27 protein-coding genes are annotated in these 24035 nt (G+C 69.2%); 21 read left to right on the top strand and 6 right to left on the bottom strand.

What is annotated here, in order from left to right:
- Positions 1-39 precede the first annotated feature (39 nt).
- Entirely contained in the window at positions 40-1107 is a 1068-nt protein-coding gene (locus ACFQ27_RS06715; protein WP_377353062.1) for an AraC family transcriptional regulator, read from the bottom strand.
- Between the two features lie 89 nt (positions 1108-1196).
- Between ACFQ27_RS06715 and ACFQ27_RS06710 the strand changes: the two genes are divergently transcribed.
- Together ACFQ27_RS06710 and ACFQ27_RS06705 are read left to right on the top strand one after the other, a co-directional pair.
- Entirely contained in the window at positions 1197-2042 is an 846-nt protein-coding gene (locus ACFQ27_RS06710) for a TauD/TfdA dioxygenase family protein (RefSeq protein ID WP_374345008.1), read from the top strand.
- Between the two features lie 163 nt (positions 2043-2205).
- Positions 2206-2850 carry a glutathione S-transferase family protein gene (locus ACFQ27_RS06705; protein WP_377353061.1) on the top strand — a complete coding sequence of 215 codons (645 nt, stop codon included), beginning with the start codon at positions 2206-2208 and terminating at the stop codon, positions 2848-2850.
- A gap of 107 nt (positions 2851-2957) precedes the next feature.
- Here the strand turns inward: ACFQ27_RS06705 and ACFQ27_RS06700 are convergent, their stop codons facing one another.
- Positions 2958-4229 (bottom strand): NRAMP family divalent metal transporter, encoded by a 1272-nt coding sequence (locus ACFQ27_RS06700; RefSeq protein ID WP_377353060.1) that lies wholly within the window; start codon positions 4227-4229, stop codon positions 2958-2960.
- Positions 4230-4493: 264 nt separating this feature from the next.
- Here ACFQ27_RS06700 and ACFQ27_RS06695 point away from each other — a divergent pair, with 264 nt between their 5' ends.
- The 3 genes from ACFQ27_RS06695 to ACFQ27_RS06685 all read left to right on the top strand — a co-directional run bounded on the left by ACFQ27_RS06695 (position 4494) and on the right by ACFQ27_RS06685 (position 6096).
- Positions 4494-4670, top strand: a complete 177-nt coding sequence (locus ACFQ27_RS06695; protein WP_374345012.1) for a hypothetical protein — start codon at positions 4494-4496, stop codon at positions 4668-4670.
- A gap of 115 nt (positions 4671-4785) precedes the next feature.
- Positions 4786-5586, top strand: a complete 801-nt coding sequence (locus ACFQ27_RS06690; protein ID WP_377353059.1) for an SDR family NAD(P)-dependent oxidoreductase — start codon at positions 4786-4788, stop codon at positions 5584-5586.
- A 9-nt stretch (positions 5587-5595) separates the two neighbouring features.
- Positions 5596-6096 carry an AAA family ATPase gene (locus ACFQ27_RS06685; protein WP_374345014.1) on the top strand — a complete coding sequence of 167 codons (501 nt, stop codon included), beginning with the start codon at positions 5596-5598 and terminating at the stop codon, positions 6094-6096.
- Here ACFQ27_RS06685 and ACFQ27_RS06680 read toward each other — a convergent pair.
- Positions 6093-6929, bottom strand: coding sequence for an EamA family transporter (locus ACFQ27_RS06680; protein ID WP_374345015.1), 837 nt, complete (start codon positions 6927-6929; stop codon positions 6093-6095). The genes ACFQ27_RS06685 and ACFQ27_RS06680 overlap by 4 nt on opposite strands.
- 188 nt (positions 6930-7117) lie before the next feature.
- On the opposite strand from ACFQ27_RS06680, the gene greA reads away from it, so the two are divergent.
- The 6 genes from greA (at position 7118) to ACFQ27_RS06650 (ending at position 12036) form a co-directional block, all read left to right on the top strand.
- A complete protein-coding gene (greA, locus tag ACFQ27_RS06675) occupies positions 7118-7591 on the top strand; it encodes a transcription elongation factor GreA (RefSeq protein ID WP_374345016.1) in 474 nt (157 codons plus the stop codon).
- Positions 7592-7678: 87 nt separating this feature from the next.
- The gene (locus tag ACFQ27_RS06670) at positions 7679-8671 is read left to right on the top strand and encodes a mitochondrial fission ELM1 family protein (protein ID WP_377353058.1); all 993 of its coding nucleotides are present in this window, start codon (positions 7679-7681) and stop codon (positions 8669-8671) included.
- Positions 8668-9129, top strand: coding sequence for a GNAT family N-acetyltransferase (locus ACFQ27_RS06665; RefSeq protein WP_377353057.1), 462 nt, complete (start codon positions 8668-8670; stop codon positions 9127-9129). Before ACFQ27_RS06670 ends, ACFQ27_RS06665 begins: the two co-directional genes overlap by 4 nt.
- A 45-nt stretch (positions 9130-9174) precedes the next feature.
- Positions 9175-10242 (top strand): UDP-2,4-diacetamido-2,4,6-trideoxy-beta-L-altropyranose hydrolase, encoded by a 1068-nt coding sequence (gene pseG, locus ACFQ27_RS06660; RefSeq protein WP_374345019.1) that lies wholly within the window; start codon positions 9175-9177, stop codon positions 10240-10242.
- A 73-nt stretch (positions 10243-10315) separates the two neighbouring features.
- Positions 10316-11599: an NAD(P)-binding protein gene (locus ACFQ27_RS06655; RefSeq protein WP_377353056.1), complete on the top strand. Its 1284-nt coding sequence runs from the start codon at positions 10316-10318 to the stop codon at positions 11597-11599.
- A 59-nt stretch (positions 11600-11658) separates the two neighbouring features.
- Complete coding sequence (locus ACFQ27_RS06650; protein ID WP_374345021.1) at positions 11659-12036, top strand: iron chaperone; 378 nt, start codon at positions 11659-11661, stop codon at positions 12034-12036.
- Here the strand turns inward: ACFQ27_RS06650 and ACFQ27_RS06645 are convergent.
- Positions 12033-12368: a DUF5615 family PIN-like protein gene (locus ACFQ27_RS06645; RefSeq protein ID WP_377353055.1), complete on the bottom strand. Its 336-nt coding sequence runs from the start codon at positions 12366-12368 to the stop codon at positions 12033-12035. The genes ACFQ27_RS06650 and ACFQ27_RS06645 overlap by 4 nt on opposite strands.
- A complete protein-coding gene (locus tag ACFQ27_RS06640) occupies positions 12365-12592 on the bottom strand; it encodes a DUF433 domain-containing protein (protein WP_374345023.1) in 228 nt (75 codons plus the stop codon). Before ACFQ27_RS06640 ends, ACFQ27_RS06645 begins: the two co-directional genes overlap by 4 nt.
- A 114-nt stretch (positions 12593-12706) precedes the next feature.
- On the opposite strand from ACFQ27_RS06640, the gene trxB reads away from it, so the two are divergent.
- From trxB to ACFQ27_RS06605, 7 genes are all read left to right on the top strand, one after another.
- Positions 12707-13714 (top strand): thioredoxin-disulfide reductase, encoded by a 1008-nt coding sequence (gene trxB, locus ACFQ27_RS06635; RefSeq protein WP_377353054.1) that lies wholly within the window; start codon positions 12707-12709, stop codon positions 13712-13714.
- 93 nt (positions 13715-13807) lie between these two features.
- A complete protein-coding gene (locus tag ACFQ27_RS06630) occupies positions 13808-15106 on the top strand; it encodes a UDP-N-acetylglucosamine 1-carboxyvinyltransferase (protein WP_377353053.1) in 1299 nt (432 codons plus the stop codon).
- Positions 15107-15211: 105 nt separating this feature from the next.
- Positions 15212-15478, top strand: a complete 267-nt coding sequence (locus ACFQ27_RS06625; RefSeq protein WP_377353052.1) for a BrnT family toxin — start codon at positions 15212-15214, stop codon at positions 15476-15478.
- Positions 15456-15758: a BrnA antitoxin family protein gene (locus ACFQ27_RS06620; RefSeq protein WP_377353051.1), complete on the top strand. Its 303-nt coding sequence runs from the start codon at positions 15456-15458 to the stop codon at positions 15756-15758. Before ACFQ27_RS06625 ends, ACFQ27_RS06620 begins: the two co-directional genes overlap by 23 nt.
- Before the next feature lie 76 nt (positions 15759-15834).
- The gene (locus ACFQ27_RS06615) at positions 15835-17571 is read left to right on the top strand and encodes an N-acyl-D-amino-acid deacylase family protein (RefSeq protein WP_374345029.1); all 1737 of its coding nucleotides are present in this window, start codon (positions 15835-15837) and stop codon (positions 17569-17571) included.
- Positions 17572-17612: 41 nt separating this feature from the next.
- Positions 17613-18434 (top strand): AraC family transcriptional regulator, encoded by an 822-nt coding sequence (locus ACFQ27_RS06610; RefSeq protein ID WP_377353050.1) that lies wholly within the window; start codon positions 17613-17615, stop codon positions 18432-18434.
- 20 nt (positions 18435-18454) lie between these two features.
- A complete protein-coding gene (locus tag ACFQ27_RS06605) occupies positions 18455-18940 on the top strand; it encodes a GNAT family N-acetyltransferase (protein ID WP_374345031.1) in 486 nt (161 codons plus the stop codon).
- On the opposite strand, the gene ACFQ27_RS06600 is transcribed toward ACFQ27_RS06605, so the two are convergent.
- Positions 18930-20045: a cell wall hydrolase gene (locus ACFQ27_RS06600; RefSeq protein ID WP_374345032.1), complete on the bottom strand. Its 1116-nt coding sequence runs from the start codon at positions 20043-20045 to the stop codon at positions 18930-18932. The two genes, ACFQ27_RS06605 and ACFQ27_RS06600, sit on opposite strands and share 11 nt — an antisense overlap.
- A 173-nt stretch (positions 20046-20218) precedes the next feature.
- Between ACFQ27_RS06600 and ACFQ27_RS06595 the strand changes: the two genes are divergently transcribed.
- The 3 genes from ACFQ27_RS06595 to ACFQ27_RS06585 form a co-directional block, all read left to right on the top strand.
- Entirely contained in the window at positions 20219-22573 is a 2355-nt protein-coding gene (locus ACFQ27_RS06595) for a hybrid sensor histidine kinase/response regulator (protein ID WP_377353049.1), read from the top strand.
- 166 nt (positions 22574-22739) lie between these two features.
- Positions 22740-23822 carry a quinolinate synthase NadA gene (gene nadA / locus ACFQ27_RS06590; protein WP_377353048.1) on the top strand — a complete coding sequence of 361 codons (1083 nt, stop codon included), beginning with the start codon at positions 22740-22742 and terminating at the stop codon, positions 23820-23822.
- A gap of 25 nt (positions 23823-23847) precedes the next feature.
- Positions 23848-24035: FAD-binding protein (locus ACFQ27_RS06585; RefSeq protein WP_377353047.1), on the top strand; the 188-nt coding region annotated here is incomplete at its 3' end.

Genomic DNA, 24035 nt, shown 5'->3' with positions numbered 1-24035 from the left:
GTGGCGTCCGAAGGACGACGGATGAGGGGTCGCACGCCCCTATCCGTCGCCTGATGTCTTTCGAGCCGAGAAACCCCTCATCCGACCTGGCTCCGCCAGGCCACCTTCTCCCACAAGGGGAGAAGGGACAGAGAGCCTCGACAGCTGCCCCCGCCGCCACCGCGAGAACGCGCTCAGGCTCCCGTAGCCCAGCCGCTCCGCGATCTCGGTCATCGAATACCGCCCCGCCGCCAGATAGCGCCGGGCGAGCTCGATCCGCGCGGCCTGCAGAAGCTCCGTGAACGTGGGCTCCCCCTCGGCCGCCAGGCGCCGGTGCAGGGTCCGGCGGTCCATGCCCAGGTGGCGGCAGACCCGCTCCACCGTGCAGTCCCCGGCGGGCAGAAGAGCCAGGATCAGGTTGCGCACGGCGTCGGCGACGCGGCGCGGCCGGTCGCCGGCCTCGGCCGCCACATAGCGCAGGGCGCGCTCGGCCATCACCGGGTCGGCGCCGACCACCGGCCGGTCCAGGTCGCGCGCGGCGATCACCAGGCCATTGAAGTCCTGATCGAACCGGGACGTCACCCCAAACACCCGCCGGTGCGTCGACAGGTCGTCGGGCGCGGGGCCGGTCAGCCAGACCTCCTGTGGCCGCCAGTCGCGCCCCACCAACTGGCGGATCGCGCCGGTGATGACGCCGAGGTTCAATAGCGTTCCCTGCCCGCCTGGCCGCGCCCCAGGGGCCCCCTCGCGCAACACCGCGACGTCGCCGTGGACCGCCAGGCTCAGCGCCACAGCCTCGTTCTGCGCCCAGCTGTAGCCGACCATCACGTCCAACGCCCGCCGCAGGGTCGGCTGGTCCCGCGCCACCAGGCCCACGACGCCCAGGTTGGACAGCCGCCGGGTCTCGGCCATCCGCAGGCCCAGGTCCGGCGCGTTCGCCTCCCGCGCCGCGCGCTCCAGCACCCGCCCCACGGCGGCGGCCGACACCCTCAGGTCAGGATCGCTCAGGCTCGCCGCCGGCAGGCCCGCCTCCGTCGTCAGCCGGTAAGGATCAAGCCCCAGGGCGCGGACCACCTCGGCAAAGCCGGTGAGGCTGGCGCTCCGGGTCAGGCTTGGGGGCTCGCGCATTGTCCCCAACTGTCAAATCAATGTCCCGAAATGTCAAACATGCCGGACCGCGTCCGCCTAGGCTGAGGTCAAAGACCAGGGAGAACGCCATGAGCGACGCGGCCTTCAGCCACATCACCCCCACCATCGGGACCGAGATCACCGGCCTGGACCTGACCCAGGCCGACGCGGCCACCATGGCCCGCATGCGCGCCCTCCTGAACGAGCGCATGGTCCTGGTCTTCCGCGACCAACAGCTGTCCCAGGCCCAGCACAAGGCCCTGGGCGCGCACTTCGGGACCGGCGTCCTGCACCGCCACCCGCTGGCGATCCAGGGCGGCAACACCGATCCTGAGGTCCTGCCGGTCAAGGCCGACGCCAATTCCAAGTACGTGGCTGGCGAGGACTGGCACACCGACGTCTCCTGCGACCCGGCCCCGATCGCGGTCTCCATGCTCTACATGCGCAAGACGCCGGAGAACGGCGGCGGCGATACGATGTTCGCCAGCATGTACGACGCGCTGGAGACCCTCTCGCCGCCGATCCGCGCCCTGGTCGAGACCCTGTCGGCCCGGCACAACGGCGCCCGGCCCTGGCGCGACGTCTATGGGATCGAGCCGCCCAAGGACCAGCCCTACAACGTCTCGGTCCACCCGTGCGTGCTGACCCATCCGGAGACCGGCCGGCCGCTCCTGTGGGTCAATGGCGGCTTCACCGACCGGATCCTGGGCCTGTCCCAGCACGAGGGCGGCGCCATCCTGCGTATGCTGCTGTCGCACATTGAGCGCGGCGTGAAGTTCCAGTGCCGCGTGAAGTGGCGGCCCGGCACCCTGGTCATGTGGGACAATATCGCGACCCAGCACACCGCGTCCTGGGACTACTTCCCCCAGTCCCGCCACGCCGAACGCGTCTCCGTCATCGGCGCCGACCTCACGGCCCAGTCCAAGGCGGCCTGACGCGCCCTACTCCTCCCCCGCTTGCGGGGGGAGGATGAAGCGCCCATCCCCTCTCCCCTCGGGGAGAGGGTTAGGGTGAGGGGGCCCGCCGCACCGCCCCACACCAGTTGCATTTCACAATCACTCTGCCATCCTCCCTCAGCAACACCAGGGAGGACCATCCATGCTCACCGTCTGGGGCGAAGGCCGCGGCTTCCGCGTCATCTGGCTCTTGGAGGAGATGGGCCTGCCCTATCGCCTGCGCGACGTGGACCTCCTGAAGGGCGTCGAGAACGACCCCGAATTCCTGGCCGTAAATCCGGGCGGCTTCATCCCCGCCCTGCAGGACGGCGACACCATCCTGGTCGAGTCCATCGCCATCCTGGAATACCTGCTCGCCCGCTATGGTCCGAGCCCGCTCGCGCCCGCCCCGACCGATCCCGCCTTCGCCGCCTACCAGCAGTTCCTGCACCTGGGCGAGGCGGGCCTGGCGGCCTCGGCCTTCTTCGTGATCGGCGCCCGCCGCCTCGGACCCGAAAGCGACCGCAACAGCTTCAGCGCCCGCCAGGCCGAGCACGTCTTCGAAAGCCGCCTGCGCCTGGTGACCCGCCGCCTGGCGCAAGTCCCCTACATGGCTGGCGAGGCCTTCACCGCCGCCGACATCTCCGTCGCCTACGCCCTGCAGCTGGGCAAGCTCGGCGCGGACCTGGAGATCGGCGAGGCGGCGCAGGCCTATGTCCAGCGCCTGAAGGCCCGCCCCGGCTTCCAGCGCGCCATCGCGGCCAGCCCTGCAACGCGGTCGTTCTGGGAGAGCAAAGGCGGGCTGTAGCGCCATCCCCTCCCCCCTTCGTCCATGTTGACGTCAAACGTCACGGAGGATTCCGGTCGTCGATTTCAGCCCACCCGTGAGATCCTTCAGGCTCACGGTCTTTGACATCAGATCTGCGCGAACATCACCGCCGCCGCCGCGGCCATGATCGCCACCGCCGCCCAGCCGACAATCCGTTGGGAGCGGGTCGCGGTGAACCGGCCCATGATCTCGCGGTTCTGGGACATCAGCATGATCAGCACCATCAGCGGCACGGCGATCACCCCGTTGAGCACCGCGCTCCAGAACAGGGCCTGCATCGGGTCCATCGGCGACCAGTCCAGGGCCACGCCGGCCAGGATCGCCAGGCCGATGACGCCGTAGAAGCCCCTCGCCTCCTCGAAGCGCCGCTCCAGGCTCGCCCGCCAGCCCATGGCTTCCGACAGTGCATAGGCCGCCGATGCGGCCAGCACCGGCACGGCCAGCAGGCCGGTGGCGATGATCCCCAGGGCGAACAGCAGGAAGGCGAAGTCGCCGGCGAGCGGCTTGAGGGCCGCCGCCGCCTGGGCCGCGCTGTCGATCCGGGTGATCCCCGCCGCATGCAGGGTCACCGCCGTCGACAGCATGACGAAGAACCCGATGCCGTTGGCATAGGCCATGCCCACATAGGTGTCCCAGCCGATCCGCTTCAGCTCGAACGCCGCCTCCTCCGGGTGGAACTTGAGGGGGTGCTCGTCCTTGTGGATCGACAGGTCCTCCACCTCCTCAGCCGTCTGCCAGAAGAACAGGTAAGGGCTGATGGTGGTGCCGAACACGGCCACGACGACGGTCGCGGTCTCCAGGTCGAAACGGATCTGCGGCAGGAACGAACGGGCCAGCACCTGCGTCCAGTTCAGGTGGGTGGCGAAGGCCACGGCCACATAGGCGAACAGGGTCACCGTCATCCACTTCAGGAAGCCGACATAGCGGTGGTAGGGCACGAACACCTGCAGCAGCAGGGTGAAGCCCGCGAGGCCGAGGGTGTAGAGATGCCGCCCGCCCCCGAACACAAGTTGGGCGGCCTCGCCCATGGCCGCGATGTCCGCGGCGATGTTCAAGGTGTTGGCCAGGACCAGCAGGGCGACAGCGCCCAGAACCACGGGCCTGGGAAAGATCCGGCGCATGTTGATCGCCAGGCCCCGGCCGGTGACGCGGCCGATCCGTCCGCAGATCGACTGGAAGGCGGCCATGAAGGGATAGGTGACGAAGGCCGTCCACAGCATGTCGAGGCCAAAGCGCGCGCCGGCTTCGGAGTGGGTGGCGATGCCGCCGGGGTCCTCGTCCGCGGCCCCGGTGATCAGGCCCGGCCCCAACGCGGTGAAGGGGTTGAAGCGTCGCGCCGGCTTGGTCTGGTCGGTCACGGAAATCCCCCAGGGGCAAGGTTCCGCCTCCATGCCAAGCCGGCCGCCGGAAGTCGAGCGACGGCGACGTTTTGACACTTGTGTCAAAACATTGACCGAACCCCGTTCTGGGCGCAGTCTCGCGGCAGTACCCAGCTTGAGCCGGGTGCAACGAGGGCGCGCACCGGCGGCCCGCACTTAAGACCAGCCGGTCACGCCCGAACGGGCGCCCGTCGCAATCTGGGTTGGGGCATTCGCCCCCAGTCAGAAAAGCGAGGGAAGAACATGCAGACCGAAACCGGCTCCGAAGTCGAAGCCCGCGCCGCGCATCGCAAGGGACACTTCACCCAGCGGTTCGAGGGCGCCACCGACATGCTGATCGTGGGCATCATCATCGCGCTCGGCGCAGCCATGCTGGTGGGTCTCATCACCGCCAGCGGCGCGGCGCCCTGGATGAAGTAGAGCGGTTCCGCCCGCCTGGGCCTCGGCCCAGGCCGGCTGGATCGTTTCAGGCTGTGCAAGCCGCAGCGCCTCGGCTACGACCTCCTCAACTAAACAACGATAAGGGAGGAAGGTCATGGCTGGACGGGTTGCGGGCAAGGTCGCCCTGGTCACCGGCGGAGCGAGCGGTATCGGGCGCGCCTGCGCTGAGCGGCTGGCGCAGGAAGGCGCGGTCGTGGTGGTCACCGACCTGCAGGACGCCAAGGGCGCCGAGGTTGTCGAGGCCATCAGGCCGGCTGGCGGCAAGGCCGAGTACCACCATCACGACGTGACCTCCGAGGCCGCCTGGATCGAGGTCGCGAGCAAGGTCAAGGCCGCGCACGGCCGGCTGGACATCCTGGTCAACAACGCCGGCATCGGCATCTCAGCCTCGGTGCTCGACATGTCCCTGGCCGACTTCCAGCGCCAGGTGGCGATCAATGTCGACGGCGTGTTCCTGGGGACCAAGCACTCGATCCCGGTCATGCGCCTGTCCGGCGACGGCGGCTCGATCATCAACATGTCTTCGGTGGCCGGCCTGAAGGGCTCGGCGATCCTGGCTGGCTATTGCGCGACCAAGGGCGCGGTGCGCCTGTTCACCAAGTCGGTGGCCCTGGAATGCGCCCAGGCCAAGGACGGCATCAGGGTGAACTCGGTCCATCCCGGCATCATCGAGACCCCGATCTGGGACGACATCATCGGCACCGGCGAGCCCGGCGACAACGCCCGCCCGCCCCGACCCCAGACCCTGGACGCCATGACCACCGAGGCCGTGCCGCTGGGCAAGAAGGGCTGGCCGATCGACATCGCCAACGGCGTCCTGTGGCTGGCCTCGAACGAGAGCGCCTATGTCACCGGGGCAGAGCTGGTCATCGACGGCGGGTTCTCCATCCGCTAACGGGACCGCATGACCGCCACGCTTCACGTCGTCTTCGGCCCCACGGGCGCCGGAAAGTCCACCTACGCCAAGGCCCTGGCCCGCTCGGAGCCGGCCGTCCACTTCGCCATCGACGACTGGATGGCCCGGCTGTTCGCGCCCGACATGCCCGATCCGGTCGAGTACGAGTGGATGACCGACCGGGTGGAGCGGTGCGAGGCCCAGATCTGGGCGACCCTGGCCTCGGTCATGGCGGCCGGGGTCTCCACCGTGCTCGACCTGGGCCTGATGCGGCGGGCCGACCGGGCGCGGGTGGCGGAAATCGCCCGCGCGGTGGACCTGCCCTTCCAGTTCCACTTCGTGACCGCCCCGCCCCTGGTGCGGCGTCAACGGATGCTGGAGCGCAACGAGGTCAGCGGCGACGGCTTCTCCTTCGCCGTGACGCCGCAGATGTTCGACTTCATGGAAGGCGTCTTTGAGGCCCCGACGCCGGAGGAACTGACCGGCTGCATCGTCTCTGAAACCGCCTAACCCGCGGCCAGCAGGGTCGCTGCGCCCGCGGCGATGATCAGGACCCCGATCAGCCGGCTCCGGGTCAGGCGCTCCTTCAGATAGAAGACCGCGATGGCGACCCCGAACAGGATCGAAGTCTCGCGCAGCGCCGCCAGCCGGGGCGTGTCCCCCAGCCGGTAGGCCCACAAGGCCAGCCCATAGGTGACAAGCGAGAAGCCGCCCGCGACCATCCCGGACTTCCACTGGTCCCGCGCGGCCAAAAGGAACCGCGGGCCCCGCCACAAAGCGAAGATGGTCCCGATCACCATGCCGTCGACCAGGTAGATCCAGACGATATAGGTCCCCGCGGTCGGCGCGGCCCGAACCCCTTGGGCGTCCAGCACCGTATAGGCCGCAATGGTGACGCCGGTGGCCGCGGCCCAGGCCAGGCTGCGGCGCGAGACGTGCCGCCCCAGGCCCACGGTCAGCACCCCGGCCGAGACCAGCAGCACGCCGATCCCGGTCATCAGGCTGAGCGGCTCGGCGAACACCCCCACCGCCACGGCCGAGGCCAGGGCCGGCGCGACGCCCCGCGAAATCGGATAGGCCACGGAGAAGTCGGCGCCCTCGAACGCCTTGATCAGGCAGAACAGGTAGGCGAAGTGCACGAAGCCCGAGGTCACCAGCCACGGCCAGGCCGCGCCCGGCAACGGCAGGATGAAGGCGAAGGGCAGGACGATGAGGGCGGAAAAGCCGTCCATCAGCGCCCGGCTGGACATCTTGTCGTCGCCGGACTTCAGAATCGCGTTGACCACCGCATGCGCCGCGCCGGAGGCGATGATCATCAGGGCGGCGGTCTGGACGGGGGTCATGGCGCGTCGCAGCTAATCCTGATTCCCTTGTCCGACAGTCGCTTGCGCCGGGTCTGCGACAGGTCGCCCCCAGGCATGCTGCAACGCACCCCTTGAGTTTTGGACGCTCGCAACCTATCCTCTCACCCCCCGGACGCCTGCGCCCGCGGCCGGAAACACTCCCAAAGGCGACCTGAGCACCATCCGCTATGGAAAAAGTCCCGATGACCGCCGGGGGCTATCAAGCCCTCGACGAGGATCTGAAGCGTTTGAAGACCATCGAACGGCCGGCGGTGATCGCCGCCATCGCGGAGGCGCGAGCGCACGGAGATCTCTCCGAGAACGCCGAGTATCATGCCGCCAAGGAGCGACAGGGCTGGATTGAAGGCCAGATCGCCGACATCGAGGACAAGATGGCCCGCGCCCAGGTCATCGATGTCTCCAAGCTGTCCGGCACCCAGGTGAAGTTCGGCGCCACCGTCTCGGTGATCGACGAGGACACCGAGGAAGAGGCCGCCTACCAGATCGTCGGCGAGCACGAGGCCGATGTGAAGTCGGGCAAGATCTCCATCTCCTCGCCCATCGCCCGCGCGATGATCGGCAAGGAGACCGGCGACGTGGTCGAGGTGAACACCCCCGGCGGCGTGAAGGCCTACGAGATCGCCAAGGTCGAGTGGATCTAGCCGCACCGCGGCCCTATTGATCGATCAGGATGCGGCGGCCTGCGGAAGCGGGCCGCCGTCCCCTTATGAGAACCAGGATCTTAGCGCTTGGCGAAGCCCCCCACACCGCCGCCGCTGACCATCTGGGCCGTCTCTGACGGCCGGGCGGGAAACGCCGGCCCGGCGCTTGGCCTGGCCGAGGCCATTCAGCGCAAGCGCAAGGCTGAGATCGTCGTCAAGACCATCGCCTGGAAGGGCCGGATCGGCCGCCTGCCCTGGTTCCTCAATCCCTTTCCGATGAAGGCCCTGGCGCCTGACAGCGGGATCGAGCCGCCTTGGCCCGACCTGTGGATCGCCGCCGGCCGCGCCACCCTGCCCCTGTCCATGCGCCTGCGCGCCTGGTCCAAGAAGCAGACCTTCGTGGTCCAGATCCAGGACCCGCGCATGCCGACCACGCCCTTCGACCTGGTGGTAGCGCCCAAGCATGACCGGACCCACGGCGACAACGTCCTGCAGATCACCGGCTCGCCGCACCGGGTCACGCCCAAGAAGCTGAAGGCCGAGCTGGCCCGCTTCAAGGAGATGATCGATCCCCTGCCCCGCCCGCGTGTGGCCGTGCTGATCGGCGGCAAGTCCAAGGCCCACAACCTGTCGCCGGAACGGGCCGCGGCCATGGCGCACGAGATCGAACTACCGATCGCCCAGGAAGGCGGCTCGGTCATGGTCACCTTCTCGCGCCGCACGCCGGAGCCGGCTCGCGCCATCCTGGCCGCGCGGCTCAAGCACATGCCGGGCGTGATCTGGGAAGGCGAAGGCGAGAACCCCTATTTCGCCTTCCTGGCCGCCGCCGACTACATCCTGGCCACCGAGGACAGCGCCAACATGGCCACCGAGGCGGCGTCCACCGGCAAGCCGGTCTTCATCCTGAAGATGGATGGCGACAGCTTGAAGTTCCGGCTGTTCCACGAGGATCTGGAGCGCATCGGCGCCGCCCGCCCCTTCGGCGGCACCCTGCACAAGTGGAAGTATCCGGCCTTGAACGAGACTGACCGCGCCGCCGACGAGGTCCTGCGGTTGATGGCCGAACGGACCCCCTCATGAGCGTCGAGATCCGCCCCGCTTCCAATGGTGACGTCGCCGCCATCGTGTCCATCGACCCCGCCATGGCCATCGCCGAACGTCGCCACGACTATGTGACCAAGGCCATCGGCGGCCACGGCGGCGCCTTTGTGAAGGTCCTGGTCCTGGACGGCGCGGTGGCGGGCTTCGCCATCATGGGCGAGTTTTTCGGCCACCCCTTCCTCGAACGCATCGCCACCGCCGAGAACCGTCGCCGCGCCGGCGTCGCCTCGGCCCTGATGGCCAATATCGAGATGGGGATCGAGGACGACCGCATGTTCGTCTCGACCAATGAATCCAACGATGTGATGCGCACCTTGCTGGTCTCGCGCGGGTACAAGGTTTCGGGCATGGTCGAGAACCTTGATCCCGGCGATCCCGAGCTGTTCTTCGTCATCTTCAAGACCGACATCGACGCCGCCATCGAGGCTGCGCGCTAACGTCGTCTTTTCAGCCCGCCAAGTTGGGCGTTTCGTACAGTCACGATGATTCCTTCCGGGCCTCGCATCCTGTTCATCGCCAACGCCGGCCTCAAGGTCGGCGGCGGGCACGTCATGCGCTCCGCCACCCTGGCCCGGGCGCTGACGGCGCGTGGCGCGGCCTGCGCCATGGCGGCCTCGCCCGAGGTGGCGGCGGTGCTTGACGCCTTCGCCCCCGATGTCGCCCGCGAACCCGTGACCTCGCTGGCGCCGGACGACCTGGCGGACGCCCTCACCGGCCAGGATTTCGAGGCCATCGTCTTCGACCACTACGGCCTGGACCGGAACGCGCATGAGGCCCTGGCCCACGGCCGCCCCTCCCTGATCCTCGACGATCTCGCCGACCGGCCGCTGGGCGGCGACATGGTGCTGGACTCCGGCCCGGCCCGCAGCCCGACGGACTACGCCCTCTTGGTGGAAAGCCATGTGCGCCTGCTGCTGGGGCCGGCCTTCGCCCCGGTCAGGCCGGAGTTCGCCGACCTACGCGACGCGGCGCTCGCCCGCCGCGGCGGGCCGGTGCGCCGGGTGCTGCTGTCCATGGGCCTGACCGATCCCGGCGGCCTGACCCCACGCCTGGTCGACCGCCTGCGCCTGCGCCTGGGCGACATCGGCCTGGACATCGTCATGGGCGCGACGGCCCCGGGGCTGAAGGGCCTGGCCCGGCTGGCGGCGCATGACCCGCGCCTAACCCTGCACGTCGACACCCCGAACATGGCCCAGCTGATCGCCGAGGCCGACATCGGCTTCGGGGCGGCGGGCTCCACCACCTGGGAGCGCTGCGTCCTTGGCCTGCCCCAGGCCATCGTGGTGGTGGCCGAGAACCAGCGCCCGGCCGCCCAGGCCCTGGTCGAGCGCGGCGCGGCCCTGGTCATCGACGGCGGCGCGGCGGATCTGGACCAGCAGGTGGACCGGGCCATCGTCCGCATGTTCACCGACACCACCTTGCGCGAACGCCTGTCAGCAACGGCCGCCGCGCTGTGCGACGGACGCGGGGCGGCGCGCACCGCCGAGGCCTTCCTGGGCCTGATCGCTGAGCGCGGCGCGCCGCCGCAGATGGCCCCGCCCGCGCCTTAACCCTCTTTTCGCACCCCAAGGCCTAGGTTGAGGCCAACAAGCGAGGCGCCGAATGCGCCCGGGATAGGGGTCAATGGGACAGCATGTCCACGTCGGGGGGCCGAAGCTCCCCAAGGTTCGCATCATCGGCGGAGGCCTCACGGGCGTCCTCGCCGCCTTCCAGGCCCACGAGCTGGGCGTTCGCGACATCGAACTGCACGACCGGTTCGACCAGCTGGGCGGCCAGGCGGTTCCACGCCAGGACCACGGCCTTGAGCTGCGCGAACGCGACCTGACCTTCGGCTCCGCCGCCGATCCGGTCCGCCGCCTGCTGGAAAGCCACGGGGTTCCCTTCGAGGACATCGAGAACCGCAAGGGCGCGGTCACCGCCTGCAACGGCGACCTGACCTACACCCGCGACTTCAACGGCCCGGCCCTGCGCACCCGGGACCTGGGCCTGTCTCCGCTCGCTGGCGACAGCCTGGCCGACCGCATCCGCGCCTATCCGACCGACATCGCCCAGGCCCTGTCGCGCATCTGCCAGTGGCGGCTGGGCGCCTGGCTGGACGAGGTTCACGCCGACACCGCCGCCGCCATCGGCGTCAGCCGCGTCTTTCCGGTCGGCCCGGAGATCGTCGAGATCGCCGGCCTGAAGCGCGCCGACACCAACCATGACGCCCTCTACGGCATCCCCGCGCCCCTGTGGGGCCGGCTGCAGAGCCTGGGCGCCTCGACGCCGAAGGATGGCCTGGGTCCGTTCTTCATGCGCCTGCGCCAGGCCCTGGTCCGCCTGGGCGTCACCCTCACTGCGCCCTCCTTCGTCAGCCCTCACGCCGCCCTTGCGGGCCGAGGCGCCGACGAGGTGGTGGTGTGGGCCGCCGATCCGCGCCCCCTCTTCAAACCCTTCGACCTCGAGGCGCCCAAGCCCGAGGCCCACAGCCTGGTCACCTACATCCTGAAGGTCCGCTACGCCGGCCATCCGCCGCTGGAGGTGCGCAACTTCACGGCCCAGGGCGCGGTCACTCGACTGCGCCTCTATGAGACGCGCGGCCAGGTTCTGCTGGCGGCCGAGTGCCTGACCGAGACCCGCGACACCGACCTGCGGCGCGAAATCCACCGGCTGATGGCCGGCTTCGGCGGCGCCGGCCTGTCGCTCGGCGAGACCCTGGCCATCCGCATGGAGCCGCGCTGGGACATCCTCAGCCTGGATGCGGCCCGCAAGCTCACCCACTTGCGCAAGGCCCTGACCCGCAGCGAAGGCGCCGCCTTCGTCGCCCCGCGCTGGGAAGAGCAGGATGTCGCCGCGCGCCACGCGGCCCTGACCCTGGACCTCGCCCAGGCCCTGCAGGTCTCGGCCCCGGCCGTGCTCGCCGCCTGACCTGTCGGGAACGGACACGCGGCAACGTCCTGGGCTAGATGTCCAGGACGAGGCCCCGCATGACCGCCAAGACCATCGATGACTATCTCGCGCCCCTGCCCGCCGACCAGCGCGCGGCGCTGGAAGCCTTGCGCCGCCAGATCCTGGCCGCCGCCCCCGGGGCTGAGGAGTGCATCAGTTATGGCATGCCGGGCTTCCGCCGGCACGGCGTCCTGGTCTGGATGGGCGCGGCCAAGAAGCACTGCGCCCTTTACCCCCATGGCCTGACCCCGGAACAGCAGGCCGAACTGGCCGGCTATGACATCAGCAAGGGCACGATCCGCTTCACGCCGGACAAGCCCCTGCCCGAGGATCTCGTCCGCGCCATCGTCGAGCGCCGGGTGCGCGAAGACGACGCCGAAGCCGCCCGCAAGGCAGCGAAGCGGAAGCGGCCCTAGGGACGTCCCGACTCAACAACGCGAGCGCCAGCCGCCAGCGCTTCTTCGATTTCAGGCAACCATGGCGACAGCCGCTCAATCAGCGCTGTGTTCCCGACATTGCCAAGACGCAGCCACACCACCTGAGGAGGGCCAGATGAGGCGATAGCCCAGTCGGCGAAGTCCCGGTCCTTTGTGAGAAGCACCAGCCCGCGCGTTCGGGCTTCACGCCAGATCGTCCGGTCATCAGCGCTGAGTAGCCCGATCTCCGAAACGTGGATGGCCTCATGTCCTTGATCCCGCAACCACTCCGCCAACCTCGGGGGAAGTTGGGCGTCGACCAGCAGCTTCACGCTGCGACGACCGCCGTTCCTGCGGCGTGGGCCGCAGCATAGGCGAGAGCCGCTCGGATATCGTCGGCTTCCAGATACGGGTAGTCCCCAAGGATCGCCTCGTGAGACTGGCCGGCCGCAAGGAGCTCGAGAATATCCTGCACGCGGACCCGCAGGCCCCGAATGCTCGGCCGGCCACCGTTCTTCCCGGGCTCAATCGTGATGCGCGCCAGAAGTTCGCTCATGGAGCCTCCATAGCATGGGACAGCGGTCCATCCCAGCGCAGCTCATGGACGCCTCAGACGATCTGCGGCCACTGCCCCGATGCGCGCGGGCGGAATCTCACCTAAATAGCAGCCATGGCTGAACAGACCCCCCGCTCCACCCGCTGCCTGATCCTGGGTTCAGGCCCGGCCGGCTACACCGCCGCCATCTACGCCGCGCGCGCCCTGCTGCAGCCGGTTCTGATCGCCGGCCTCCAGCCCGGCGGCCAGCTGACCATCACCACCGACGTGGAGAACTATCCTGGCTTCGCCGACGTCATCCAGGGCCCCTGGCTCATGGACCAGATGCGCGCCCAGGCCGAGCACGTGGGCGCCCAGCTGATCAATGACATTGTCATCAAGGCCGACCTGTCCCAGCGCCCCTTCCGCCTGGAATGCGACAGCGGCGAGGTGTGGCTGGCGGAGACCCTGATCATCGCCACCGGCGCCCAGGCCAAGTGGCTGGGCCTGCCCTCGGAGCAAAAGTTCCAGGGCTTCGGCGTCTCGGCCTGCGCCACCTGCGACGGCTTCTTCTACCGCGGCAAGGAGGTCGTGGTGGTGGGCGGCGGCAACACCGCCGTCGAAGAGGCCCTGTTCCTCACCAACTTCGCCTCCAAGGTCACCATCGTCCATCGCCGCGACGAGTTCCGGGCCGAGCGCATCCTGCAGGAGCGCGCCTTCAAGCACCCGAAGATCGAGATCATCTGGAACCATGCGGTGGAAGAGGTGCTGGGCGCCACGGACCCGCTCGGCGTCACCGGCCTGAAGCTCGCTCACGCCGACACCGGCGAGACTCGCGAGATACCCTGCGACGGCCTGTTCGTCGCCATCGGCCACGCCCCCTCCTCCGAGCTGTTCAAGGACCAGCTGGAGATGGATTCCGCCGGCTATCTGCACGTGACTCCGGGCACAGCCTCGACCGCCATTCCCGGCGTGTTCGCCGCCGGCGACGTCACCGACGACGTCTATCGCCAGGCGGTCACGGCCGCCGGGATGGGCTGCATGGCCGCCCTGGAAGCCGTGCGCCTGCTGGCCGAGGAAGACCACGCGCGCGAGCACCATCCGATCAGCCACGCCGACGCCAACAAGATCGGCGTCTGGTGAGCCGGCCTACGGCCTGATATCTCCCTAGCGGAAGCCGGCCCTCCTCGGGGCCGGCCCATCCCCCGTTCTTCGAGCCCGACGAGGCCGCAGCCTATGACCAACCTGATCGTGCGGGGCGGCCGCCCGCTTCGCGGCGCCATTTCCCCGTCGGCGAACAAGAACGCCGTCCTGCCGGTGCTCTGCGCCACCTTGCTGACCGACCAGCCGGTCACCCTGCACCGGGTGCCGGACATCACCGATGTCCGCAAGATCCTGGAGTTCTTCGGCAATCTCGGCTCCACGGTGGACATGGACTACGCCACCGGCACGCTGAAGCTGCGCCACGGCGAGGGCCTGAACCCGAAGGCCGCGCACCTACCGCTGGGCATGCGCTCGACCCTGATGCTGATCCCGCCGCTGCTGCACCGGTTCGGCGCGGCCTCCATCGAGGAGGACGCCACCGGCTGCACCCTGGGCGCCCGCGAGATCGACCCGCATATCGAGGTCTTCCAGACCTTCGGGGCCGAGGTCCGGCGTACGCCCGAGGCGCTCTATATCTCGACGCCCAAGGGCTTCCACGCCGCCGACCACTGGCTGGACTACGCCTCGGTGACCACCACCGAGAACTTCGCCCTGTGCGCCGCCACCGCCCGCGGCCGGTCCCAACTGACCAACGCCGCCTGCGAGCCGCACGTCCAGGAGTTCTGCGCCTTCCTCGCCCTGATGGGGGCGGACGTCTCCGGCGTCGGTGGTTCCCGCCTGACCCTTGAGGGCGTCGACAAACTGTCGGGGACCGAGTTCACCTTCGCCGACGACTTCCACGAGGTCGCCACCTTCCTGGCCATGGGCGCCATCACCGGCGGCGAGGTCAGCGTCAAGAACGGCGCGGTGGAACAGTTCCCGCTGCTCGACCGCACCTTCGCCAAGTTCGGCGTCGAGGTGACCCACAAGGACGGCTGGTCCAGCGCCCGCATCGACGGGGCGCTTAAGGTCCGCGAGCCCTTCACCTCCAACATCCTGACCAAGGTCGAGGCCGCGCCCTGGCCCTATGTCCCCGCCGACCTGCTGCCGATCTTCGTGGCCCTGGGCGTGCGGGCCGAAGGCTCGGTGATGTTCTGGAACAAGGTCTATGAGGGCGCGCTGGGCTGGACCCAGGAGCTGGGCAAGTTCGGCGCCCACGCGGTGCTGTGCGACCCACACCGTCTGATCACCTATGGCGGCAAGCCGCTGATGCCGGCGACGGTGGAGAGCCCCTACATCATCCGCGTCGCCATCGCCCTGTTCATGCTGGCCGCCAGCATCGAAGGCCAGTCGACCATCCTCAACGCCGCCCCGATCAAGCGCGCCCACCCGAAGTTCGTCGAGAACCTCAACGCCCTGGGCGCCGACGTGGAGTGGGTGATCGGGGACTGACCGCCCCTACAGCCCGCCGCGCGTCGGCGGGCTTGACCTATAAGAACAAATCAAGAACATTTACCCGGAAGCCGGTTGCTAAGCCGACTTTCTGGGGGTACAAAAATGGAGATCGAGTTCGATCCCCGCAAAGACGCCGCGAACTTGGCCAAGCATGGCGTGTCTTTGGCGCGGGCCGCGGAATTTGATGTGAAGACGTCCTTTAGGGACACGCGCTTTGTTGATGTCCGGTTTCTGAGCTTTGGCCTTTTGGATGGGTTACCTCATTCATTGGCCTACACCCTTCCCCGGCCGGGCGTCATGCGAGCCATAAGCCTGCGCCGGGCCCATCTGAGAGAGTATCGTCGTCATGTCGTCGAAGAGAGAGATTGAGGCTCGGCTCGCGGCGCTTCCCGAGCCGGATCTGGACGACCCCGACAATCCCGAATGGACCGAGGAAATGTTCGCCAAGGCCTGGACGGCGGAGACCGCGCCGCCGGAGCTTCAGGAGGTGTTCAAGGCCCTGCGCGGACGCCCCAAGGCCGAGCGCCCCAAGGTGGCGGTGAAGATCCGCCTGGACCAGGACATCGTCGAGCACTTCAAGGCCGGCGGGCGCGGCTGGCAGACGCGGCTCAACGCCGCCCTGGCGGAGATCGTCGCGAAAGCCGGCTGATCTTGACCTAAGGGCGCCATTGCGACCCGCCCGTTGAGGTTTAGACTTCCGGCAAAACATACCGGGAGGACGACCGATGTTTGATCTGGTGATCCGTGGCGGCGAGGTCGTGGACGGGACCGGCGCTGCGAAGCGCAAGGCCGATGTAGCCATCAAGGACGGCAAGATCGCCAAGGTCGGCTTCGTGCCGGAGAAGGGCGCCCGCGAGATCGACGCCACCGGCCTGCTCGTCACCCCCGGCTGGGTCGACATTCACACCCACTATGACGGCCAAGTGACCTGGGACTCCTACCTCTCGCCGTCCTGCTGGCACGGGGTCACCACCGTGGTCATGGGCAATTGCGGCGTCGGCTTCGCCCCGGCGCGCCCCGACCGCCACGACTGGCTGATCAGCGTGATGGAGGCGGTGGAGGACATCCCCGGCGCCGCCCTGGCCGAGGGTATCAAGTGGGACTGGGAGACCTTCCCCGAATATCTCGACAGCCTGGACCGCCGCCCCCGCGTGCTCGACGTCGCGGCGCAGGCGCCACACAGCGCGATCCGCGCCTATGTCATGGACCAGCGCGGCGCGGCCAATGACGTCGCTACGCCCGAAGAGATCGCCGAGATGGCCCGCATCACCCGCGAGGCGGTGGAGGCCGGAGCCCTGGGCTTCTCCACCTCGCGCACCGCCCTGCACCGCACCCGCGACGGCGAGGTCATTCCCGGCACCTTCGCCGGCGCTGACGAGATGATCGCCATCGGTCGCGCCCTGGGCGAGGCCGGCCACGGGGTGTTCGAGCTGGCCTCGGACATGACCATTCCGGAGGATGAGTTCGCCTGGATGCGGACCTTCGCCAAGGAAACCGGCCTGCCGGTGGCCTACAGCCTGCTGCAGTCGCCGGTGCAGCCGGACAAGTGGCGCGACATGCTGGCCTTGACCGCGGAGGCGCGCCAGGACGGCGCCGACATCACCGCCGCCATCGCCTGCCGCCCCACCGGCCTGGTGCTTGGCTGGCAGTCCACCGTGCATCCGTTTATGCGCAAGACCGCCTACCGCGCCATCGCTCACCTGCCTTTCGCCGAGCGCCTGCAGCACCTGAAGGACCCAGCCGTCCGCGAGGCGATCATCAGCGAGCCCGAGGGGCCGGCCGAGCGCCTGGGCGCGGCCTTCTTCCACGGCTTCGACAAGATGTTCCGCCTGGAGCGCGACGGCCGCCTCGACTACGAGCCCCGCGCCGAAGACTCCATCGCCGCAGAGGCCGCCCGCACGGGCCGCGCGCCGGAGGCGGTCATCTACGACATGCTGATGGAGAACGACGGCCAGGGTTACATCTACCTGCCGCTCCTGAACTACGCCCGCTTCGACTTCGAGCACATCGTCGAGATGATGAAGGACCCGGCGACGGTGCTCAGCCTGTCGGACGGCGGCGCCCACTGCGGGGTGATCTGCGACGCCAGCTTCCCCACCTACATGCTCTCCTACTGGGTCCGCGACCGCGTGCGCGGCGAGCGCTTCCCCCTGGAGCAGATCGTCGCCAAGCAAACCCGCGACACCGCCCGGCTTTACGGCCTGAACGACCGCGGCGTGCTCGCGCCCGGCATGAAGGCGGACGTCAACATCATTGATTTTGATAAGCTTTCGATCCGCGCGCCGGAAATGGTCTTTGACCTGCCGGCCAACGGCCGCCGCCTGATCCAAAGGGCCGAGGGCTATGTCGCCACCATCGTCTCAGGCGTGGTCACCTTCGAGAACGGCGAGGCCACCGGGGAAATGCCCGGCAAGCTGATCCGCGGGCCCCAGACCGCGCCGGTGCTGATGGCGGCCGAATAGTCCGCAAGCGCGATCAAGCCCGGGCGGGCTAGGGTCCGGTCATGAACCGACCGCACACCGCCCGGGACTACGCCCGACGCCTGGACAGGGTGGCCGCCCATATCTGGGCCCATCTGGACGAGGATCTCGACCTCGGCGTGCTGGCCGAGATCGCCTGTTTCTCGCCCTATCACTTCCATCGCATCTATCGCGCGGTGCTGGGCGAGACCGTGGCCGAGACGGTCGCGCGCCTGCGGCTGCAGCGCGCCTCCATGGCCCTGGCCCGCAGCGAGGCCCCGATCCGGCGCATCGCCCAGGCGGCAGGATACGGTTCGGTTCCCGCCTTCACGCGCGCCTTCCGCGCCGCCTACGGCCAGACGCCCGCCGCCTTCCGCAGCCGACGCCGCCACCCCCAGGATACCGCCATGACTGTCGACATCCGCGACTGCCCGCCCCTGCGTATCGCCTGCGTCACCCACAAGGGTCCCGCCCCCGAAATCGGCGAGGCCTTCGACCGCCTGATGGCCTGGGCCGGGCCGCGCGGCCTGGCCGGGGGCGAGCACCTGGGCGTTGCGGTCTATCTGTCGGACATGGCGACGACGCCGCCCGCCGAGCAGATCGCCCTGGCCGGGCTGACCATCGAGCCCGACTTCCAGGTCGACGGCGCGGTCGAGACCTTCGACATCCAGGCCGGCCGCTACGCTGTGCTGCTGCACCGGGGGCCCTATGCGACCCTCGGCCAGTCCTACGACGCCCTGTTCGCCTGGCTGACCGCCAGCCCGCACAGCCCGGCCCACGCCCCCTGCATCGAGGTCAATCTCAACGACCCACGGCGGACCGCGCCTGAGGCCCTGATGACCGAGATCCGGCTTCCTCTGGCCTGAAGCCCCGCTAAGCTGGCGGCATGATCCGTCTCGCCCGCCCCGCCGACCACGCCGCCATCGCCCAGATCAACGACGACGCCTTCGGCGGGCCGGATGAGAGCCGCATTGTCGCGACCCTGCGGGCCGACGGCGACATGCTGTTCGAACTGGTCTGGGAGACCGAGGGCGAGATCTGCGGCCACATCGCCTTCTCGCGCCTCTGGGCCGACAGCGTGAACCTCTACGCCGCCCTCGCGCCGATGAGCGTGCGCCCCGGCCTACAGCGGACAGGCCTTGGCTCGCGGCTGGTCACCGCGGGCACGGAGATGGCCAAGGAGTTCGGCGCCCACGGCGTCCTGGTGCTGGGCCATGTCGACTACTATCCGCGCTTCGGATTCAGCCGCGAGGCCGCGCTGAAGGTCGCCTCGCCCTATTCCAAGAGCCCGGCCTTCATGGCCCTGGCCCTGCAGGACGGCGCCTTCGACGCGCCGCTCGCGGTCGCCTATCCGGACGCCTTCAAGGGTTAGGCCTGGCCGGAGCGGCCTGCTCGGCCTCCATCTTGGCGAGGCTCTCGTTGATGCGCCGGATCTCCTCGGCCGTAGGTTTGCGGCGCGGCGCATAGAGCATGCCGGACCCGCCCGGCGTCAGACCGCCAGGCTCGGCCACCGAATAGGTGCGGCTCTCGCCCTCCAGGGTCAGGGTCACCACCCTCGGCGGCGGGGCGACCGCCAGCTCGGCGGGCGGCGCGGCGCCCTGGGTGCGCTTGTCCCAGCCGCTGAGGATATCGAAGCTCAGCTGGTCCTCGCCCCCGGCATAGCGGCCAGTGAAAGCGGCAGGTTCACCCCAGGGCCCGGTCCAGCGATAGAAGATGTGCGCCCCGATCTGCTTCATCTTGACCAGGGTCGGCGCCCAGTACGGCGCCACATAGACCGCGTGATAATGGGTGGCCGAGCCGACCTCCTTGGTCACAAATCCCGCCAGGGCCCGCTCCGCCACGGTCCGCGCCTGCGCCCACAGCCCGGCCTCGGGGACCTGGGTCAGCGACCCGTCGCAGGTGAAGGTGAACTGGCAGCCGGTCTGGCGCGCCGCCCCCTGGTAGACCACGCCACACACCGACTTCGGATAGGCCGGATGCCGCAGCCGGTTGAGCACGACCTGGGCCACCGCCTCCTGGCCGAGTTCAGGCTCACGGGCGCTTTCGTAATAGACCGCCTGGGTCAGGCAGGTCAGGGCCCGGTCACGGTCGGCGGCGCCGGTGTCGAGCACGAAGGGCCGCATCGGCAGGATCGGCCCCTTGGCGAACGGCCGCAGGGCGTTGATCTCCATCGCCGTCTGGTCGGTGGCGGTTCCGAAGCCGAGGTCGGGCGGCGCATCGACATTCAGGCTGGCCCAGCCCAGCGGCCGCCCCCACAGGTCCGCCCGGCGCACCGGATCGTGTCGCCGCGCCAGGGCCAGCATGGCCGGGTCCATGTCCGCGGTCAGACGCTTCAGGCCGGCGTCCGAAAAGGTCTGGGCGATGGAGGCCACGCCCGGCCCATGGCCGGAACGCCAGGGCAGATAGGCGCTGGCGCAGGCGCTGAGCAGCAGGCTGAGTCCCACCGCCCACAGGCTGAGGTGTCGCGTCGGGATCAAGGTTGGCCTGGCGCCGGGCTGCTTATCATTTCAAGGTCTTGGCCCAGGCTTGCGACCGTATGAAGGCGGCGCCCGCAAGGGCCGTCCTGCGATATCCGCAGTTGCGCCCGCCCGCCAGGGGTCTATTCCTTGGCCTCGCCTTCAGGACGGACGGCTGGGGAGTCAACAGTACGGTGAAGCAGCCCATTCGGCTCGTCACCCGCAGGTCGCCACCGGCCTGGCAGGCGTTCGTGGTCACGACCCTGGCCCTTATGGTCGCCATCGCGACGCGCGGGCTGTTCCTGGGCTGGCCCAACGCCGCCGGCATCTCGGCGACCTATTTCCCCGCCTATATCCTGGCCACCCTGTTCGGCGGCGCCCGCTGGGGCTGGGCCTCGCTGATCGTCTCCCTGGGCCTGGGCCTCTTGACCCAGTCGACCTTTCCCAACGAGGTCTCCTTCGCCGGGATTTTCATAGTCTTTGCGATCTCAGGGGCCACCACCGTGATGGTCTCTTCAGCCCTGCGCGAGACGGTGCTGCGTCTCGACGAAGCCCACAGCGACCAGAAGAGCGCGCGCCAGGCCCTGGTGGAGGCCGAGGCCCGCCTGCGCCTCGCCCAGGAGGTCGGCGGGGTGGGTCTTTGGGACTGGGATCTGGAGACCGACGAAGTCTTCTGGTCGCCGATGGTCTATCGCAACCTGGCGCTCGATCCGGCGACCCCACCCAGCTACGCCGCGATCATCGCCTCGGCCCACCCGGACGACCATGCGAGGCTGCGCCAGGCCCTGGCCGAGATCCGCAGCGGCCGCATCGAGGACCTTGAGTTCCGGGTCCTGGGCGCCGACGGCCATACCCGCTGGTTGCTGTCGCGCGGCGACACCCTGCGCGCGCCCGACGGCCGCCCGCTGCGGGCGCTGGGCGTGAACATCGACATCACCGACCGCCGCCGGGCCTTCGAGCTGGTGCAGGAGAGCGAGGCCCGCTTCCGCGCCCTGGCCGACAGCGCCCCGATCCTCATGTGGGTCTCGCTGCCCGGCGGCCGGCGCGAGTTCGCCAACCGCGCCTATGTGGAGTTCCTCGGCGCGCCATATGAGCAGGCGATCAATTTCGACTGGCGGCTGCGGCTGCACCCGGACGACCTGGACCGCATCCTGGCCGAACAGATGGCCGGCGAGACCTCCCGCCAGATGTTCGTGCTCGAGGCCCGCTATCTGAGGGCCGACGGGGCGTGGCGGTGGGTGCGTTCGGTGTCCCAGCCGCGCCGGGGTCCGGACGGCGAGTTCCTGGGCTTTATCGGCATCGGCTACGACATCACCGACGCCAAGCAGGCCGAGGCGGATCTCAAGCGGATCAACGAGCTTCTGGAGACCCGCGTCCGCGAGGCCCTGGATGAGCGCGACAAGGCCGAGGCGGCGCTCAGCCACGCCCAACGGCTGGAGGCGGTCGGCCAGCTCACCGGCGGCGTGGCGCACGATTTCAACAACCTGCTGACGGTGATCATCGGCGCCCTGGACATGATGCAGCGCCGTCCCGACGACACCGCGCGGCGCGGGGACATGATCGACGCCGCCCTGGGCGCGGCACGGCGCGGCGAGCGCCTGACCCAGCAGCTGCTGGCCTTCTCCCGCCGCCAGACCCTGAAGCCCGAGCCGGTCAAGGTCGACGCCGCCGTGCTCGACGCCGAGCCGCTGCTGCGCCGCGCCGTCGGCGAAGCCGTGAACCTGACCTTCGCGCCCAATGCCGCAGAGGCTGTCGCCATGATTGATCCGGGCCAGCTGCAGGCGGCCCTGATGAACCTGGTGGTCAACGCCCGCGACGCCGTCAACCACGGTGGCGCGATCCGGGTGGAGACCGACGTCTGCCGCATTGACCTGGACGGTCCACCGGAGATCCCGCCGGGCCGATATGTCCGCGTGTGCGTCCACGACACCGGCGTCGGCATGGACGCTGAGACCATGGCCCACGTCTTCGAGCCCTTCTTCACCACCAAGGGCGTGGGCAAGGGCACCGGCCTGGGCCTGTCCCAGGTCTATGGCTTCGCCCGCCAGAGCGGCGGCGGCGTGACCCTGGATTCCGCGCCGGGCAAGGGCGCCTCGGTGCGCCTGCACCTGCCCCTGTCGGAAGCCCTGCCCTCGGAAGCCGTACAGGAGCCTGTCGCGACCGCCTCATCCCCCGGGCTGCGGGTGCTGCTGGTGGAGGACGACGCCGAGGTGGCCGCCATGGTCGCGGCCCTCTTGGAAGAGCAGGGCCACCACGTCACCCACGCCGACGGGGTCGGGGCCGCCGAGGGCCACCTGGAGGCCGGCCTGGAGATCGGCCTGCTGCTGACCGACCTGATCATGCCGGGCGGACGCACCGGGGTCGACCTGGCCCGCCGGGCGGTGGAGCTGCGCCCCGGCCTGCCGGTGCTATTGGCCTCAGGCTATACCGGCGACACCCTGGCCGCCGCCGAAGGCGCGCCCTGGCCGCTGCTGCGCAAGCCGTTCAGCGGCGACGCCCTGGCCAAGGCCATCGCCGACCTGATCAGCCCGTCGCCCAGACCCCTCTAGAATTTCTGTCACACGCCACCCTTGGCGCCGGTAGTGAAGGGAGCTATATCTCCATCATCGGTTTTGCTCTCTTTGAGCATATCCGAGACGCCGACGGGCCCCTGAGACCCCCCGCGGCGGTTTTTTTGGTCGGTGAAATGCTCACTGTGAGCATAAGGAGGCGCCGATGGCCGATGGTTTCCAGTTCGATTTCACCCCTGAGGTGGAACGCGCCACCCTCCCCGCCTGGGAGAAGGTCAAGCATCACGTCACCCCCATGGAATGGCGCGCCAAGGCCCCGCTGATCGCCGAGATCAATCGGCTGAAGCAGCAGAAGAACGCTGTCATCCTGGCCCACAACTACATGACGCCGGATATCTTCCACGGCGTGGGCGACTATGTCGGCGACAGCCTGGGCCTGGCCAAGGAGGCCGCGCGCTCGGACGCCGCGGTGATCATCCAGGCCGGTGTCCACTTCATGGCCGAGACCTCCAAGATCCTGTCGCCGGAAAAGCGCGTGCTGATCCCCGACCTGCAGGCCGGCTGTTCGCTGGCCTCCTCGATCACCGGCGCCGATGTGCGGCTGATCAAGCAGCGCTATCCGGGCCTGCCGGTGGTCACCTATGTGAACACCACCGCCGACGTGAAGGCCGAGACCGACATCTGCTGCACATCCGCAAACGCCGTGCAGGTGGTGGAGGAAGCCGCGCGCCAGTGGGGCGTCGACCGGGTCATCCTGATCCCCGACGAGTTCCTGGCCCGCAACGTCGCCCGCCAGACCGAGGTCGGCATCATCGCCAGGAAGGGCCGTTGCGAGGTGCATGAGCGCTTCACCGCCGCCGACATCCTGGAGATCAAGGCCGCCTATCCGGGCGCCGAGGTCCTGGCCCACCCCGAGTGCCCGGCCGAGGTGCTGGAGGTGTCCGACTTCGCCGGCTCCACCGCGGCGATGAACGACTATGTCCTGCAGCGCAAGCCCAAGCAGGTGGTGCTGATCACCGAGTGTTCGATGGCCGACAATGTCGCCGCCGACGCCCTGGAGACCGAGTTCGTCCGACCCTGCAACCTGTGCCCGCACATGAAGCGGATCAGCCTGGAGAACATCTACGAGGCGCTGGTGCATGACCGCTACGAGGTGACGGTCGACGCCGACATCGCCGAGCGCGCCCGCCTGGCCGTCCAGCGCATGGTCGACCTGCCGCCCCCGGCGGTCCCGGCCCGCTACGACCTGGTCAAGGCCCGCCACCACGTCGCCGTCGAGCTGATCTGAGATCGGCCCGGATAAGGAGGGTCCCATGGACCGCATCCACCACGACGGCGTCCTGATCGTCGGCGCAGGGTTAGCCGGCCTGTCGGCGGCCCTGGCCGCAGCGCCGCGCAAGGTCCTGCTGCTGAGCGGCGCGCCGCTCAACGCCGGCTGCTCCTCGGCCTGGGCCCAGGGCGGCATGGCCGCGGCCCTGTCGGCCGGCGATGCGCCCGACCT

The organism is Phenylobacterium conjunctum (assembly GCF_042679085.1).
GTDB classification, from domain to species: domain Bacteria; phylum Pseudomonadota; class Alphaproteobacteria; order Caulobacterales; family Caulobacteraceae; genus Phenylobacterium; species Phenylobacterium conjunctum.
The sequence above is the reverse complement of the archived record's forward strand: the minus strand, read 5'-3'. Positions and strand labels throughout refer to the sequence as shown.

Coding starts and splice junctions, on each gene's coding strand:
- ACFQ27_RS06680 (WP_374345015.1), bottom strand. CDS start 6,929: ATGACCCCCGTCCAGACCGCCGCCCTGATGATCATCGCCTCCGGCGCG.
- ACFQ27_RS06710 (WP_374345008.1), top strand. CDS start 1,197: ATGAGCGACGCGGCCTTCAGCCACATCACCCCCACCATCGGGACCGAG.
- ACFQ27_RS06605 (WP_374345031.1), top strand. CDS start 18,455: ATGATCCGTCTCGCCCGCCCCGCCGACCACGCCGCCATCGCCCAGATC.
- ACFQ27_RS06715 (WP_377353062.1), bottom strand. CDS start 1,107: ATGCGCGAGCCCCCAAGCCTGACCCGGAGCGCCAGCCTCACCGGCTTT.
- pseG (WP_374345019.1), top strand. CDS start 9,175: ATGATTCCTTCCGGGCCTCGCATCCTGTTCATCGCCAACGCCGGCCTC.
- ACFQ27_RS06610 (WP_377353050.1), top strand. CDS start 17,613: ATGAACCGACCGCACACCGCCCGGGACTACGCCCGACGCCTGGACAGG.
- ACFQ27_RS06630 (WP_377353053.1), top strand. CDS start 13,808: ATGACCAACCTGATCGTGCGGGGCGGCCGCCCGCTTCGCGGCGCCATT.
- greA (WP_374345016.1), top strand. CDS start 7,118: ATGGAAAAAGTCCCGATGACCGCCGGGGGCTATCAAGCCCTCGACGAG.
- ACFQ27_RS06665 (WP_377353057.1), top strand. CDS start 8,668: ATGAGCGTCGAGATCCGCCCCGCTTCCAATGGTGACGTCGCCGCCATC.
- ACFQ27_RS06620 (WP_377353051.1), top strand. CDS start 15,456: ATGTCGTCGAAGAGAGAGATTGAGGCTCGGCTCGCGGCGCTTCCCGAG.
- ACFQ27_RS06695 (WP_374345012.1), top strand. CDS start 4,494: ATGCAGACCGAAACCGGCTCCGAAGTCGAAGCCCGCGCCGCGCATCGC.
- ACFQ27_RS06685 (WP_374345014.1), top strand. CDS start 5,596: ATGACCGCCACGCTTCACGTCGTCTTCGGCCCCACGGGCGCCGGAAAG.
- ACFQ27_RS06625 (WP_377353052.1), top strand. CDS start 15,212: ATGGAGATCGAGTTCGATCCCCGCAAAGACGCCGCGAACTTGGCCAAG.
- ACFQ27_RS06640 (WP_374345023.1), bottom strand. CDS start 12,592: ATGAGCGAACTTCTGGCGCGCATCACGATTGAGCCCGGGAAGAACGGT.
- ACFQ27_RS06690 (WP_377353059.1), top strand. CDS start 4,786: ATGGCTGGACGGGTTGCGGGCAAGGTCGCCCTGGTCACCGGCGGAGCG.
- ACFQ27_RS06655 (WP_377353056.1), top strand. CDS start 10,316: ATGGGACAGCATGTCCACGTCGGGGGGCCGAAGCTCCCCAAGGTTCGC.
- nadA (WP_377353048.1), top strand. CDS start 22,740: ATGGCCGATGGTTTCCAGTTCGATTTCACCCCTGAGGTGGAACGCGCC.
- ACFQ27_RS06615 (WP_374345029.1), top strand. CDS start 15,835: ATGTTTGATCTGGTGATCCGTGGCGGCGAGGTCGTGGACGGGACCGGC.
- ACFQ27_RS06705 (WP_377353061.1), top strand. CDS start 2,206: ATGCTCACCGTCTGGGGCGAAGGCCGCGGCTTCCGCGTCATCTGGCTC.
- trxB (WP_377353054.1), top strand. CDS start 12,707: ATGGCTGAACAGACCCCCCGCTCCACCCGCTGCCTGATCCTGGGTTCA.
- ACFQ27_RS06650 (WP_374345021.1), top strand. CDS start 11,659: ATGACCGCCAAGACCATCGATGACTATCTCGCGCCCCTGCCCGCCGAC.